The following is a 14,926-nucleotide window of genomic DNA, read 5'->3' on the forward strand; positions in this document are numbered from 1 at the left end:
AAGAGAATAAATATGTGAGCAAGATCACAAAATGGGAATGTTCCCATTGATGGTTTTTAATGCAAAATCTATAATTTTGTTGATTTTTTAACTTTGAGAGGGAAGAGCGATGGCAAAGGCAAAGTTAGATCCACAAAACGTGGATAAGTTGATTGAAATGGTCGGCGGCAAAGAAAATATCGCAACCGTCACGCATTGTATTACTCGCTTACGCTTTGTGTTAAATGATGAAAGTAAAATTGACAGCCATGGGATTGAAGCACTACCTATGGTGAAAGGAAATTTCTCGGTAGGCGGGCAGTATCAGGTAGTTATCGGGCAAGAAGTGGGCGATTACTACCAAGTTTTGCTTGAAAAAACGGGGTTAGCCAGTGTGGATAAAGAACAGGTGAAAGCCGTAGCACGAAAGAATCAGAAATGGTATGAAAGTGCTATTTCACATATGGCGGATATCTTTATTCCGCTATTGCCAGCATTAATTTCAGGCGGTTTGATTCTCGGCTTTCGCAATGTCATCGGCGATATCAAAATGTTTGAAGATGGCACAAAGACATTGGTAGACATCAGCGCTTTTTGGGCAAGTATGCACGCATTTTTATGGTTAATTGGTGAGGCGATATTTTTCTTCCTCCCAGTTGGAATCTGCTGGTCTATTGCTCGAAAAATGGGGACATCGCCTATTTTAGGTATTGTGCTGGGCATCACACTTGTTTCATCACAGCTAATGAATTCTTACGCATTGGGCTCACAAATTCCAGAAACATGGGATTTCGGTTGGTTTGCAATTGAGAAAGTAGGTTATCAGGCACAAGTTATTCCAGCTATCATGGCAGGCCTTACTCTCTCCTATATTGAGCGCTTTTTGACAAAAATCGTGCCAGATTTTTTAAATCTAATTATCGTCCCTGTTTGTTCCATCATTCTAGCTGTTTTCCTTGCTCACGCCATTATCGGTCCAATTGGGCGCGAAATTGGCAATGGGGTTGCCTTTGTGGTGAAAAGTGCAATGACCGGCGAGTTTGCCCCGATTGGCGCAGCATTATTTGGCTTTCTTTACGCACCATTAGTTGTAACCGGCGTACACCAAACCTCGCTTGCCATTGATATGCAAATGATTCAAAGCATTGGTGGCACTCCTGTGTGGCCATTGATCGCACTTTCTAATATTGCACAAGCCTCCGCGGTGGTTGCAATCTTGATTATGGCGAAAAAAGCAACGGTACGAGAAGTCGCAGTACCCGCTGCACTCTCTGCTTATCTTGGGGTTACCGAACCGGCAATGTACGGTATTAACCTTAAATACCGTTTCCCAATGCTATGTGCCATGATTGGTTCAGCTTGTGCTGCATTAGTTTGTGGTTTTGCTGGGGTTCTGGCAAGTAGTATCGGCGTAGGCGGATTACCTGGCATTCTCTCTATTCAACATCAATTCTGGGGAACTTTTGCGATTGCGATGCTAGTCGCAATTATCGTACCGATCGTGCTAACAATGGTTGTGTATAAGCGCAAGGCGATAAAAGGTGAAATTGAGTAGCATCTTATTTTATCGCTTCTCTTTTCGTTGAGATAAACAAGCGGTTACTTTTTCAATATTTTTTACAAGGATAAAAATGAATAATTCTCCATGGTGGAAAAATGGTGTGATTTACCAAATCTACCCCAAATCATTCCAAGATACTACGGGCTCTGGTACTGGCGATATTCAAGGTATTATTAAGCGCTTAGATTATTTGCAAACGCTAGGTGTTGAGGCTATTTGGATTACGCCAATGTATGTCTCCCCTCAAGTAGATAACGGCTACGATATTGCGGATTATCGTAATATTGACCCAAGCTACGGTACGATGGCTGATTTTGAACAACTGATCAGTGAAGCTCATCAACGCAATATCAAAATAGTGATGGACATGGTATTTAACCATAGTTCCACGTCGCATGAGTGGTTTAAGCAGGGCGAAGATCCACAAAGCGAATACCATGACTACTATATTTGGCGGGAGAATCCAACTAACTGGCAATCCAAGTTTGGAGGCTCTGCTTGGAAATGGTCGGATAAAGCACAAAAATATTATTTGCACCTTTTTGCACCAGAACAAGCAGACTTAAATTGGGAAAATCCTGCCTTACGTCAAGAGCTATTTGATATTTGCCGTTTTTGGGCAGAAAAAGGTGTTGATGGTTTACGCTTGGATGTGGTTAATCTGATTTCTAAACCTGAAACCTTTGAAGATGATTTGGAAGGAGATGGACGACGCTTTTATACGGACGGGTATAAAATCCATCAATATTTACAAGAACTCAATCAAAAAGCTTTATCCCCATACGGTTTAATGACGGTAGGCGAGATGTCTTCGACCCAGCTAGAACATTGCCAACAGTATGCAAATTTAGCGGGTAGTGAATTATCGATGACTTTCAATTTTCACCACTTAAAAGTGGATTATCCTAATGGGGAAAAATGGACACTCGCAAAACCCGATTATGTTGAGCTGAAGCGCATTTTTAACTATTGGCAACAGGGAATGTACGGCAAAGCGTGGAATGCACTATTTTGGTGTAATCATGACCAGCCAAGGATTGTCAGCCGCTTTGGCTCAGAAGGCGAACTGCGCACAAAATCAGCAAAAATGCTGGCGATGCTACTACATGGTATGCAAGGTACACCTTATATTTATCAAGGTGAAGAGATAGGAATGACAAACCCGAATTTTAGTCATATTGCGCAGTATAGAGACGTTGAAAGCTTAAATGCGTTTAATATTTTGCAGAAAAAAGGTGTAAATACACCGCTTGCATTACAAATTCTTGCTCAGAAATCGCGCGATAATAGTCGTACTCCTGTGCAGTGGGATTGTTCAAAGAATGCGGGATTTAGTACCGGAACACCGTGGATTGCGGTAGCTGAAAATTATCGTGAAATCAATGTAGAACAAGCATTGGCTGATAAAAATTCGGTATTCTATACCTATCAACACTTAATTCGTTTGCGTAAGGAATTAGCAATATTTACGGATGGAAATTATCGCGATCTTTTACCCGAACATCCGGCTGTTTGGGCATATCAGCGTAGTCATGCAGAACAAACGTTATGGGTTGTTGCAAACTTAAGTGCCACAACGCAATGTGTTGAACTAAATTTGGCTGGACAAGTGCTATTGAATAACGACTGTGAACTTTGTCTGCAAAATGGGCAAGTCACGTTGCAGCCTTATCAAGCGGTGTATCTGCTAAGCTAAATCAGTGTTTTATCATGGCTGAATGGTATTTATCCATATCAGCCTTTTTACATTGTGGGGCTTATGTAAGTCGTTATGCCATTTGCGTTGAACTGTTATGCTCCCCTAAAATACTGTAGCTAAAATGCCAATTTCCTTGAGCTATTTGTTGGCTGTAAAAATAGGGTAAATTGACATCTACCACGAATTCGCCTTCTCTTTCTTTGACTGGGGAAATATAAGAACAGATTTCCTGATTCTGCTGGTTTTTTAAGTACCAACGAACTTTATTAACATGACTTTTCTCTTTTAAGCTAAAACTCGCAGTGTTAATGCTAGAATCAATCATCCCAATATGAAAATATGGGAGCTTTTCAATATCGGACAGCGGATAATCTGGGAATACATGGCTATCAGGATCAAGCAGATAGTTATCATGAATTAATACGCTTTGTGCCACAGTGGGATATAGCGTACGTAAGAAATGCTGATCGATAGTTTTATTCAGAACTTTTAATTTGCGATAGAATTTTTCAGATAAATTTTCAATACTGCCGAAAATACCGCTATAACCCCCCCACATTCCGGCAAGGATTAATTCGGAATGTTCTAATGCATCACGCATAATATGAAACCATTTGCCTGAGCTAAGCCATTGCTCGACTGCTGCTTTCTCTTTATAAGAAAGCATTGAATCTGCATCTCGAATAATAAAACACTGCACTGATGGATCATCAAAAATAAAGAAACGCCAAAATAGCCCAGAGATTTTTTTCTGCGCGGGGGTGACTTTGATAATTTCAGCCCCCGCTTTTTCTAAGCGTAGCACAACCTCAGCTGGTACGCTTTCATCTAAATAAAAACGGCAAGTCCATTCTGGGTAGATTTTTTTGGCCAGTTCTACATTTAGCACGGACGTTTCGCAGTAGCGGGGGGAACTGCCAAACAAGGAAAAGCAGATGATATTTTTGCGTTTATCATGGCTTAACCCTGGTGCTTTTTCTGCGGGCAGCGGAAAAATCTCTGGCGGTTGTTGTACAAGAAGCTCTTTTTTACGTCTTAATGAAAGTTTGGCATAGTAGCGAGCTTCTTCAAAACGTTTCATACTAAAGCAGGTGCTTGTAAGAGAGTCATAAACTTCAGGATCAATGACTGTATTGTTATCTAATGCTTGCATCAAATAACGATATGCTTGTAATGGGTTATTCAGTTTCTTTTCACAGTAAGCGAGATCACTCAAGACAATTTGATGATTCGGTACGAGGTTTAGTGCTTGTGTTAAGAGAATGTGCTTTGCCGTCTCAAACTCATGTGAATCAAGTAACTTTCGCACTTGTTTAGCAATCTTTTCGAGCTGGGCATTCAAGCTAAGCACTTCTTCTTGCGTGTACTGTTTCGACATAATGATTATTCCGTTCTTGTTTGTGGGAGCATAGTTTGTTGATATTGATAGCCCTGCTCATTCGGTATAAATTCAAAAAGGTGAGTAATGCAATCAGGTGCATCTTGATCTTGGTGTGAGACAAACAGTAGTTGCGTCTGGCTATTTTGCACCAGTTGATCGATAAAATGTTTAACTAGCTTACGATTTAAGCCATCAAGCCCTTGTAGAGGTTCATCTAAAATCAAAATAGGTGGGTGTTTGACCATCGCTCGGGTGATGAGTAATAATCGCTGCTGCCCCCAAGAGAGTGAGCGAAATGGCTTGTGAGCTAGATGACTTAAATTAAGTCGTGCTAACCACTCATTGGCTTTGAGCTTTAGGGATTCAGGAATTTGTTGATAAATCCCGACAGAGTCAAAAAATCCTGAAATAATGACGTCTCGAGCCGAGCTATTTACGCGGTAGTCCATATGCAGTTGGCTGCTTACATAACCGATATTTCTTTTTATTTCCCATATGGTTTCACCGCTACCACGCTGTTTGCCAAATAATACGACGTGATTTGCATAGGCTTGAGGATGATCACCTGTAATTAGCGAAAGCAGCGTCGATTTGCCCGCCCCATTCGGACCTTTTATCCACCAATGCTGGTTAGGCTGTACTGTCCATGAAAGGTTATTCAGAATTTTTTGTTCACCATACTGCACGGTCACATTTTTTAGCTCAAATGGATTTTGATTTTCAGGTAAGTGAATAAGTGGAGTAGCGCTTTCTGGTAGTGGGATATTCATCGCATTTTCAGCATAAACTAACTGTTGATAGAGTGGATTGGTTTCAATATCTGCTTTTTCGCCTTGCATAATAAGCTTGAGATTATCAAGCAGAGCAAGGTGGCTTGCAAAAACAGGAATGTCATTCAATCGACTTAAAATCAACACTACGGCCATTTGTTGATTAAGTTCGGCAAGGAGTTCAAGCCATGCGGTGACGCTAGCTTTATCTAAACCTTCAAAGGCTTCGTCTAATATGAGCAAATCGGGTTGGCTGATAAGTAACTGGCAGAGCAGCACTTTACGGCTTTCGCCGGTAGAAAGCTGGATAAAAGGTCGATCCAGCAAGGTTGAAATGTGTAATTTTTCCGCATATTGTGCACAAAGTTGCTGATCTTCACTGCCGTTTAAGATCATTTCCCGAACGGTGATGCCAAAATCATCAGGGTTTACACAGTCGTTATTACGATCATGGAAGACTTTTTCAATAATTTTTTGCTGTTGTTCAAAACTTGAGATCGCAATTTTGCAAAAGTCTGTCGAAAATTGACCGCTTGTTAAGGGGATTTTGCCTGCGAGAGCTTGGGCAAAAGCACTTTTCCCCGAGCCATTGCCACCCACAATCACCCAAAAATCACGATTTGTAGCGCCAAAATGCTCAATTCTGAGTACTTTTTTTGCCAGCTGAAACTCGGCATTTTGAATGGATAACGCCATTTAGAAAATTCCCATCATACCTTCGTAAATAAGTTTTAAGCCAAATAAGATGAATACCACGCCGGCAGCATTATCTAAATAGCGGTTGTTTTTGGCGTAGAAACGGCGGATTTTATTTTGTGAAAAGAGAATAGCCACTGTCCAAAACCAGATTAATGTGCTGCCCATTAAAATGGCTAGAACGGCGAGAATATCTTTGAATGCCGAGATATTTGCCACATAGCCAGCGAGTACACTACTAAAAAAGACGACAACTTTAGGATTTGAAAGATTAATGGCTAACCCACCGAGAATTTCTTTCCATACAGGCGATTTTTCATCAGCCTGCGATTTGAGATTTTCATCAATTTCTACACTTTGGCGAACCTGTACCATTTTGATACCACAATAAGCAAGATAGCTGCCGCCTAATAGCATTAAATAGAATTGGAAATTGGGAATGGTACGATTTAAAAATGTCAGCCCAAATAATACGATGACCGCCCAAAAGCCAACACCTAATGCGATGCCTAATGCACCTAACATTGCATTACGGCGGCTATCTGCCATTGCTTTACGACAAACATAGAAAAAGTCAGGGCCGGGGCTGATTAAGCCGATGAGTTGTACAAAGAAAATAGTCCACATATTGCTTTCCTAAAATAGTAGTTAAAAAATCCAATAAACTAAATAAATGGCTAATAGGGCATAAATTGCAGCAAGAGTATCATCTAGCATAATACCTAAGCCTCCCTGTAAATGAGCGTCGATATTACGAATCGGGAAGGGTTTAATAATATCAAAGAGCCGAAAAGTAGCAAAGGTGAGCAGATAATAGAAAAGATCATGTTGTGGCAAACCTACAAAGATCAGAAAAATTGCCGCAATTTCGTCCCAGACAATACGACTATCATCGTGTACACCAAGCTCATGGCTCATTTTTTCACAAATATAGATGCCCGCGATAAAGGCAACAATGCTCAATAAAATAAAGAAAACCACGCTTTCGCTTATTTCCCATAAAAGAATAGAAAGCAGCAAGCCTGCAAGGCTCCCCCAAGTTCCAGGGGCTGGTTTGAGTAACCCAGAACCAAAGCCGAGAGCGAGAAAATGGAGTGGATTTTTTAAATTGATATTCATAATACTTATCCAAAGTGATCAAATCCTAAAGAGCTAGGTAAATGATAGGGTTTGTGGTGTTTAAGTAGCGAAATTTGTTCACGGGGTGCGGTAATCACGCCAATTTGCGTACAGGGGGTATGAAGTTGTTTTGCTAATAGTTTAACCTCTGCGATATTTTCTACAGGCACAGTAAAACACAGTTCATAATCTTCCCCACCTGTTAGCGCAAATTGTTCTGCTTGTTCCAACTTATAGCTGCGTGTTAGAGCGGAAGAGAGAGGTAAATTCTCTACATAAATCTCTGCTCCGCATTGGCTTGCTTTTAAGATATGACGGAGATCTGCGAGTAGCCCGTCAGAAATATCTAGAGCGCATTGAGAGTTAGTTAAGAGCGCTTGTCCGAGTGCAACACGTGGTGTTGGGCGTAAATGGCGGTGTAGGAGATATTGTTGATCAGTATTGTTGATACGTTGCTTCGCTAATAAGAGAGCCAAGCCGGCTGCGCTATCGCCTAGTGTGCCAGAGACAAAAATAGCATCACCTACTTTAGCTTTATGGCGAAATAGTCCTTTCCCAGTCGGCAAGAAACCTTGTGCAGTTAGGGTTAAGCTGAGAGGGCCTTTAGTTGTATCTCCCCCAATTAAAGCGGTCTGAAATTGCGATAATGTTGCAAAAAAGCTTTGGCTAAAACTTTCTAGCCAAACGGGATTAATAGTGGGTAAGGTTAAAGCTAGCGAGATCCATGCAGGTTTCGCCCCCTGTGCCGCCAAATCACTTAAATTGACGGCGAGGGATTTATAGGCAAGATCGCTGGGGTTTATTGTCTCAAGAAAATGCGTACCACAGACTAACGTATCGGTACTCATTGCCAATTGATGGCCTTTAGGCACGCAAGTTACTGCACAGTCATCGCCTACCGAATAAATGATATCTTCACGCAGGAGGTGTTTGTGTCGGCTAAAATAGTGTTCGATGAGATCAAATTCACCCATTGCAATTCGATAGGATTATTTGCGTTTTAATGCTGGAGCAAGCTGATCTAATACTCCATTAATATATTTATGGCTATCGTCAGAGCCGAATACTTTTGCAACTTCGATTCCTTCATTGATAACCACTTTGTATGGGACATCAAGTTCAAATTGTAATTCATAAGCGGAGAGACGCAACACAGAGCGTTCAATTGGATCCAATTCTTCTTCTTTACGATCTAAAAATGGGCGGAGTGAGCCATCTACAGCTTCAATATGTTCAACAACACCGCGTAACAGCTTACGGAAATAAGGCATATCTACGCCTTGCATATCTTGATCGGTAACAAAAGCGAGTTCAACTTGCTCAATGCTGTTTTGTGAAATATGCCAAGAGTAGATTGCTTGAACTGCACACTCTCTTGCTCTGCGGCGAGGGGATACTTTTTGCTGAGTTGTCATAAAACCTTCAATTTATTACAGGAAAATGGTTGCAGATTCTAACACAACAGGGCTTAAACTCTCAATTCTCAATTCTCTCCGATTTCACAATATAAGGGGTGACAAAAATGACTAATTCACGTTTAGCGATTTTATCGCGACTTTGGCTAAATAGGCGCTTGATCACTGGAATTGAACCTAAGATCGGTACGCGATCTTCACCTTTTGCGATGAGATGCTGGAAAATTCCACCTAAAACAATGGTTTCTCCATGTTTTGCAAATACCTGAGTATTAATTTCTTGTTTATCAATTGTTACCATATCACTGCCTATTGTCTGGCTATTGGGTGAATTTTGGCTCACGACTAAATCCAGCAGAATTTGGTTATTCTTAGAAAGATGAGGTGTCACTTCCAAGCCTAAAACCGCTTCCCGAAATTCGATATTTCTCAGTTCGTCTTTTTGACTATAGACTGCATAAGGGATCTCTGTGCCTTGTTTAATGTTGGCACTTTTTTTGTTCGTTGTAAGTAATCTTGGGCTGGCAATAATTTCAACGCTATTTTCTCGTTCAAGCGCGGTGAGCTCTAAATCTAAAACACGGCTATTGATACTTGCAACTTGAAGCACCATCGAAGCGGCATTATTAACAGGAAAATTGACATTTAAGTTATTCATTGGCAAACCACTACCTTCAAGATTTCCTGAGAATCTATGATGATGAGTATTAGGCGAAAACATTCCCCAACGAACGCCCAGTTCTTGTAAATTTTCACTATTGATGGTAACGATACGAGCTTCAATTGCAATTTGTTCTGTTGGTTGGTCAAGTTGTGCAATTAAAGCTCGAAGATTTTTAATTGATGTGGCGGTGTCTTTGATAATCACACTGTTACTGCGTTCATCAAAGTGAATATAGCCATTTTCAGCAAGCATTGTGCCACTACCTTGTGTGAGCGAATGAATGACTTCTGAAGCTTTAGCATAATGCAATTTAATCGTTTTAGTGATGAGTTTGGGCATTTTAGGAGTGATGCTAGTAATAGGATTTGCTTTCGCAGGTTCTAATGGTTTTTCACTAATATAATAAATGCCCTTTTCCTGTTTTAGTGAAAATTGATGTAATTTGGCTAAACTTTGCAGAATTTGCTCGAATGTGAAATTTTCTAATCTAAGTGATTTTGTGTCACTTAAATTATCCGATAGCACTACATTTTTGCCACTTTCTTCCGCTAGATAACTAATGATTTCTGCGGTAGGCGCATTTTTTAAATTTAAACTGATTGTTTGTGCCATAGTAAAGGAAATCATGGTGCTAAATAACAAAAGAATATAACGCATAGCGCCTCCTAAAATCGGAATGATTGAATAGTTGGATTTTCACAATGTTCCACTTTCTGCCAATAGATATAGCGAACCTGCTTCAAATTGATTTCTACTATTTCAATTTGTTCAGGCTCAACTAAATCACCAATTTTTAGATCGATAATTTGTCGTTGATTATCATGAAAGAGCGCGCGAAACTCATGCTTAATTTGGGCGATACCAATAAGTTTTAGTTCGTCAAAAGGTAAATTTAGATTTACGCGATTTAACGTATTTTGAGGCGTACAAGCGGATTGATTACTAAAATTTTTTGCAAAATTAGGTAAATTTGCAGAATATTGCTCAATTTCGTCCGCTTGCTTAGTTTCTAACTCATCAATATAAAAAGGATCCGCGACACTGTAGAATGAAATAAAAATGAAAAAGAGCGTTTGGTATTTCATATTTTTTCCTATTTCACGGTAATTTCAGCGCTAAGCTGAACCTGTTTTTTTTGATTTAATTTCAGCAGTGATAGCTGCTTAAAATGTAGCTGCTTAATCACGGTCATTTGCTCAATAAATGGAAAAATTGTTTGACTCTTCTGTTGCAAAACCAATTCAATCTGTTTGCCATGGCTAAAGCGCCATTGTAGGGTTTCTATTGTTGCTTGCTGTTGGCTGGCAAGGTTTTTTATTTGCTGGTTTATTGCTGCGATTTGGTTGTCTTTTTGATTATCTTGCTGATGAATTTGCTGTAAACCCTCTAATAATTTTGTTTGTTGAGCAAGATATTGCTGTTTTTCATTTTGCAAGGTTTGCCAATGTTGCTGTTGGTAAAAAGCTTGGCTTGTTATAAAAAGTGGGTAAGCTAATAAAATCGCTAAGCCAATTAGGCTAAGATATAGCCAATAGCAACGCGAGTTTTCTAATAGGCGATAGCCCCAATGTTCTGGTTTAAGGTAGATGGCTAACAGTGATTGCCACATTATTGTGTCTCCTGTTTTGGTTTAAGCCATAAACTTAAATTAAACGCTAACCCATGCGTTTCATTATTTTGTAAATGCTCAATTTGATAGTGATATTGTTCTTGCTTTAAATATTGCTCAAGTTGAGAGAAAACGGTAGAAGAAACCTTCCCTATCAGTACAATTTTAGCGGGTGATTCGGCTTCAATTTGTGCAAATTCTAGTCCGCCTTTTAAGGGTAATTGGCGCAAAATTTGCAAAAAATGGTGAATTTCAACCGCTTGTAAATGTGTTTTGTCATTCGTATTGTTATTATTCTTCAGTTGAGAAATAGCCTGCTCAGTTTGCTTGATATTCTGTTCTAATTGCCTTACTTGCTGTTGTAAGTTACGGTTTTTTATTTGAAGATTGCCAGCCCTTTGCCACATTCCCAATGCGATAATACTGCCTAAAGTTAAGCTAATAATTAGCGTTGCAAGGCTAGATAAACTTTGTGTAAGCCAAAGAGTGGCATATTGGTTATTTAGATTTATTCCTCGCCATTCCATAAACTTGCTCCAAGGGCTTTTAAATAAAGCATTTGTTCATCTTTACGATAGGAGTTATTCACAAAAGTGAGTAATTGGCTTTGTTCAGGAAGTGTTGTGAAAAATTGCACGCCACTGTTTTGCAAAGTAAAAAATTGTTGCTCAAAAGGGAAATAAAATTGCTCAATTTGTGCTGAATCCTGTTGGTTTAAATAGAGCAACGCACGAGCAATACAGTGCAGTTCACAATCAAAAATCACATCTTTAGATAAAATGAGTGGAAGTTGGGGATGATAATTTTTCCGCAATGCAAATAGCGCTATTCGCAAACTTTGCGCTATAGGTTGGATATAATAATCGAAACAAATTTCTTCTAAAGATAAAGGTAGCTCTTGTTTTAATAAACGTACAATTTTTGCATGTAAATTTTGTTTATTAAGGTGGGGAAGAAAAAAGATTTTCCGCCAAATATGTTGGTGGGGAAGCGCATAGATCACGCGGCATTTTATAGGTAAAAATTCCGCGAGCTGATGTTGTGTTTCAAACCATTGTGTGAGAGAAGGTGTTACACAGCAAGAGCAGTTCTCATTTAAGGCAATGCCATATTGGGTTGTTTGCATAGATGAGCGGAAACACATTACTTTACTCCTCGTAGAAAAACAGGGACAGGGTGGTACTTTTCGCTTATAATTGATTAATTTTGTATTTCAATGGTGGGCTTGTTCCTATCTATATTTTTAATTTATTTGTGGCATATTGACCGCAAATTTTTATTTCGTCATTCAGCAAAAGAGAATTTTTCGATGAAGATCGTAAAAATAATATTAAGTGCTTTACTTACACTTATTATTGTGGCAGGGATTGCTTTGGGGCTGTTGTATGTACAGGCAAGAGACAATTTGCCGAACGTGCGTGAGCTAAAAACAGTAGAATTAAGCCAGCCAATGCAGATTTTTACTGCAGATGGTAAGCTTATTGGCGAGGTGGGAGAACAGCGTCGTATTCCTGTGAAGCTGGCGGAAGTCCCCCCTCTCTTAATTGATGCATTTATTGCGACTGAAGATAGCCGTTTTTATGAGCATAAAGGGATCGACCCGAAAGGGATTTTACGCGCGATTGTACGTTCGGCACAGGGCGACACACAAGGCGCGAGTACCATCACTCAACAGCTAGCACGTAATTTTTACCTTTCGCCAGAACGCACTCTTCAACGTAAATTTAATGAAGTTGTATTGGCGTTAGAAATTGAAAATCAGCTTTCTAAAGATGAAATTCTAGAGCTCTATTTAAATAAAATTTTCTTGGGTTATCGGTCTTATGGCATTGCAGGGGCTGCAAAAACCTATTTTGGTAAAAATTTGGATGAGCTCACACTTTCTGAAATGGCGATTATTGCTGGTTTGCCGAAAGCACCTTCTACTATGAATCCACTCCATTCTATTAAGCGAGCGGAAGCTCGCCGTAATGTGGTACTTGGACGTATGTTGGAAATGGGGAAAATCAGCAAAGCACAGTATGAACAAGCTAAAGCAGAGCCTGTTGTTGCTCGCGCGCAGGGTGCTATTTTAGAATTTCGCGCTGATTACGTAAGTGAAATGATTCGCCAAGAGATGGTAAAACGTTATGGGGCAGATGATGCTTATACCAAAGGGTTTAAAGTCTATGCAACGGTGCTCTCTGCAGACCAAAAAGAAGCCGAAAAAGCTTTGCGAGATAATTTAATCAATTACGATCGCAAACATGGGTGGCGAGGTGCAGAAGTATTATGGCAGCCAAAAGAAAAAGCTTGGTCGGAAGAGGAAATTATTACACATTTAGCTACTTTACCTCACTCAGAGCCTTTTGTACCTGCCGCAGTGTTGAGTATTGCGAAAAACAGTGCCAAGGTGTTGTTGGCAGATGGCGAACAAGCAGAGTTAAAATTTGCAGGGATGAAATGGGCTCGGAAATTTATTAATGATTCTGCTCAGGGTAAAGCGCCAACAGCTGTGAAAGACGTGATCAACGTAGGGCAGCAAATTTGGGTAAGAAAAAATGCGCGAGGAGAATATGAGCTGGGGCAAATTCCTGAAGTAAACTCTGCTTTGGTGTCATTAGATAGCAATAATGGGGCGATAGAAGCAATTGTTGGTGGTTTTAGCTTTGAACAAAGTAAATTCAATCGTGCCACCCAATCCCTTGTACAAGTAGGCTCAACAATTAAACCGTTTATTTATGCAGCTGCCTTGAATAAGGGGGCAAGCTTAGCTACAACAATAAGTGACCAGCCAATCACTATTACGAAAAAAGGGCAGAAGCCATGGTCACCGAAGAACTCTCCAAATACCTATTCACCAACGCCGTTACGCTTAAAAGTGGGATTGGGACAATCAAAGAATATGGTGATGGTGCGTACCATGCAGATGGCGGGTATAGATTATGTTGCTGAATATTTAGAACGCTTTGGTTTTAAACGTTCGCAATATTTAGCGACTGAAGCATTAGCACTAGGTGCAGCCTCTTTTACGCCGCTTGAAATGGCAAGAGCTTATGCGGTTTTCGATAATGGAGGCTATTTAATTGAGCCTTATATTATTGAACGTATTTTGGATAGCCAAGGGAATGAGTTATTTAAAGCCAATCCTGCACGTGCTTGTTTAGAATGTGATGAACGTCCCGTTATCTATCCTGAACCAGTCTATTTTGATTTTGTGCAAGCACAAGATTATCGTGATTCGTTGGATAGCAAATTTGCGCAACTAGCATCAGAAAACAGCAAAGAGGAGAGTGATGAAAGCAATCCTGAATTGGATATTGCCACTAAAATTATAGAAGATGCTCCGAGTTTAATTAGTCGTTCTGATAAAGAGGTACGTTATGCGCCACGAGTGATCAGTGGTGAAATTGCTTTTCTAATGCGAAATGCGTTAAAAACGGCAATCTTTGGTGAACAAGGACAAGGCTGGCGAGGGACGAGTTGGCGCTTAGCAAATGAATTTAAACGTCAAGATATTGGGGGTAAAACAGGGACGACCAATAATTCAAAAGTAACTTGGTATGCTGGGTTTGGGGCGAATATAGTCACAACAGTTTATGTTGGCTTTGATGATAATAAACGTACTCTCGGTCGTGGTGAAGCTGGTGCTGAAACCGCAATGCCAGCATGGACAAAGTATATGAAAGTTGCTCTATCTGATAAACAAGTACGTAAGGATACGCCTCCAAGTAATATTATTGAAGTTAAAATTGATGCGGTAAGTGGTGGTTTAGGCAATGCATTAAATGAATATTTCATTAAAGGAACTGAGCCAACTAAAGCATTAAGCGTTGAAAGTGAAGTAAAAGCGGCTGAGAAAAAAGCGCATCCTGCATTGCAGCAGCGTTTGGGATTACCACCAGCGGGTGTGTTACAAATTAAAGGGCAAGAATTGTTCTAAATTATTCATGTTTTGAGGTTGAAAAACAGGGCTGTTTATTGCGATAATACAGCCCATTTTTATTTAGGCGATTTGCGGGTGAGCAACAAAGGTTTTACAACTTTTTGCATT

14 protein-coding genes are annotated in these 14,926 nt (G+C 40.0%); 3 read left to right on the plus strand and 11 right to left on the minus strand.

What is annotated here, in order from left to right; genetic code table 11:
* Positions 1 to 109: 109 nt before the first annotated feature.
* Entirely contained in the window at positions 110 to 1,534 is a 1,425-nt protein-coding gene (gene treB / locus F542_RS02105) for a PTS trehalose transporter subunit IIBC (protein ID WP_025266799.1), read from the plus strand.
* Positions 1,535 to 1,610: 76 nt separating this feature from the next.
* Positions 1,611 to 3,236 carry an alpha,alpha-phosphotrehalase gene (gene treC / locus F542_RS02110; RefSeq protein ID WP_025266800.1) on the plus strand — a complete coding sequence of 542 codons (1,626 nt, stop codon included), beginning with the start codon at positions 1,611 to 1,613 and terminating at the stop codon, positions 3,234 to 3,236.
* A gap of 73 nt (positions 3,237 to 3,309) precedes the next feature.
* On the opposite strand, the gene F542_RS02115 is transcribed toward treC, so the two are convergent.
* The 11 genes from F542_RS02115 to F542_RS02165 form a co-directional block, all read right to left on the minus strand.
* Positions 3,310 to 4,617: a tetratricopeptide repeat protein gene (locus F542_RS02115; protein WP_015433230.1), complete on the minus strand. Its 1,308-nt coding sequence runs from the start codon at positions 4,615 to 4,617 to the stop codon at positions 3,310 to 3,312.
* 5 nt (positions 4,618 to 4,622) lie between these two features.
* Positions 4,623 to 6,086 (minus strand): molybdate ABC transporter ATP-binding protein ModF, encoded by a 1,464-nt coding sequence (modF, locus tag F542_RS02120; protein WP_025266801.1) that lies wholly within the window; start codon positions 6,084 to 6,086, stop codon positions 4,623 to 4,625.
* Entirely contained in the window at positions 6,087 to 6,713 is a 627-nt protein-coding gene (locus F542_RS02125) for a LysE family transporter (protein WP_025266802.1), read from the minus strand.
* 21 nt (positions 6,714 to 6,734) lie between these two features.
* On the minus strand, positions 6,735 to 7,208 hold the full coding sequence (locus F542_RS02130) for a phosphatidylglycerophosphatase A family protein (RefSeq protein ID WP_025266803.1): 474 nt from the start codon (positions 7,206 to 7,208) through the stop codon (positions 6,735 to 6,737).
* A 2-nt stretch (positions 7,209 to 7,210) separates the two neighbouring features.
* Positions 7,211 to 8,179, minus strand: a complete 969-nt coding sequence (gene thiL / locus F542_RS02135; protein ID WP_025266804.1) for a thiamine-phosphate kinase — start codon at positions 8,177 to 8,179, stop codon at positions 7,211 to 7,213.
* A 15-nt stretch (positions 8,180 to 8,194) separates the two neighbouring features.
* A complete protein-coding gene (gene nusB, locus F542_RS02140) occupies positions 8,195 to 8,620 on the minus strand; it encodes a transcription antitermination factor NusB (protein ID WP_015433225.1) in 426 nt (141 codons plus the stop codon).
* Between the two features lie 61 nt (positions 8,621 to 8,681).
* On the minus strand, positions 8,682 to 9,941 hold the full coding sequence (gene pilQ, locus F542_RS02145) for a type IV pilus secretin PilQ (RefSeq protein WP_025266805.1): 1,260 nt from the start codon (positions 9,939 to 9,941) through the stop codon (positions 8,682 to 8,684).
* An 8-nt stretch (positions 9,942 to 9,949) separates the two neighbouring features.
* Positions 9,950 to 10,369 (minus strand): hypothetical protein, encoded by a 420-nt coding sequence (locus F542_RS02150; RefSeq protein WP_025266806.1) that lies wholly within the window; start codon positions 10,367 to 10,369, stop codon positions 9,950 to 9,952.
* 8 nt (positions 10,370 to 10,377) lie between these two features.
* Positions 10,378 to 10,893: a hypothetical protein gene (locus F542_RS02155; protein ID WP_015433222.1), complete on the minus strand. Its 516-nt coding sequence runs from the start codon at positions 10,891 to 10,893 to the stop codon at positions 10,378 to 10,380.
* Positions 10,893 to 11,420, minus strand: a complete 528-nt coding sequence (locus F542_RS10735) for a hypothetical protein (protein ID WP_015433221.1) — start codon at positions 11,418 to 11,420, stop codon at positions 10,893 to 10,895. Before F542_RS10735 ends, F542_RS02155 begins: the two co-directional genes overlap by 1 nt.
* The gene (locus tag F542_RS02165; RefSeq protein ID WP_025266807.1) at positions 11,402 to 12,037 is read right to left on the minus strand and encodes a hypothetical protein; all 636 of its coding nucleotides are present in this window, start codon (positions 12,035 to 12,037) and stop codon (positions 11,402 to 11,404) included. Before F542_RS02165 ends, F542_RS10735 begins: the two co-directional genes overlap by 19 nt.
* A 165-nt stretch (positions 12,038 to 12,202) precedes the next feature.
* On the opposite strand from F542_RS02165, the gene F542_RS02170 reads away from it, so the two are divergent.
* Positions 12,203 to 14,815 (plus strand): penicillin-binding protein 1A, encoded by a 2,613-nt coding sequence (locus F542_RS02170; protein WP_025266808.1) that lies wholly within the window; start codon positions 12,203 to 12,205, stop codon positions 14,813 to 14,815.
* Positions 14,816 to 14,926 lie beyond the last annotated feature (111 nt).

This window comes from Bibersteinia trehalosi USDA-ARS-USMARC-188, from assembly GCF_000521725.1.
In the GTDB taxonomy this organism is placed as follows: domain Bacteria; phylum Pseudomonadota; class Gammaproteobacteria; order Enterobacterales; family Pasteurellaceae; genus Bibersteinia; species Bibersteinia trehalosi.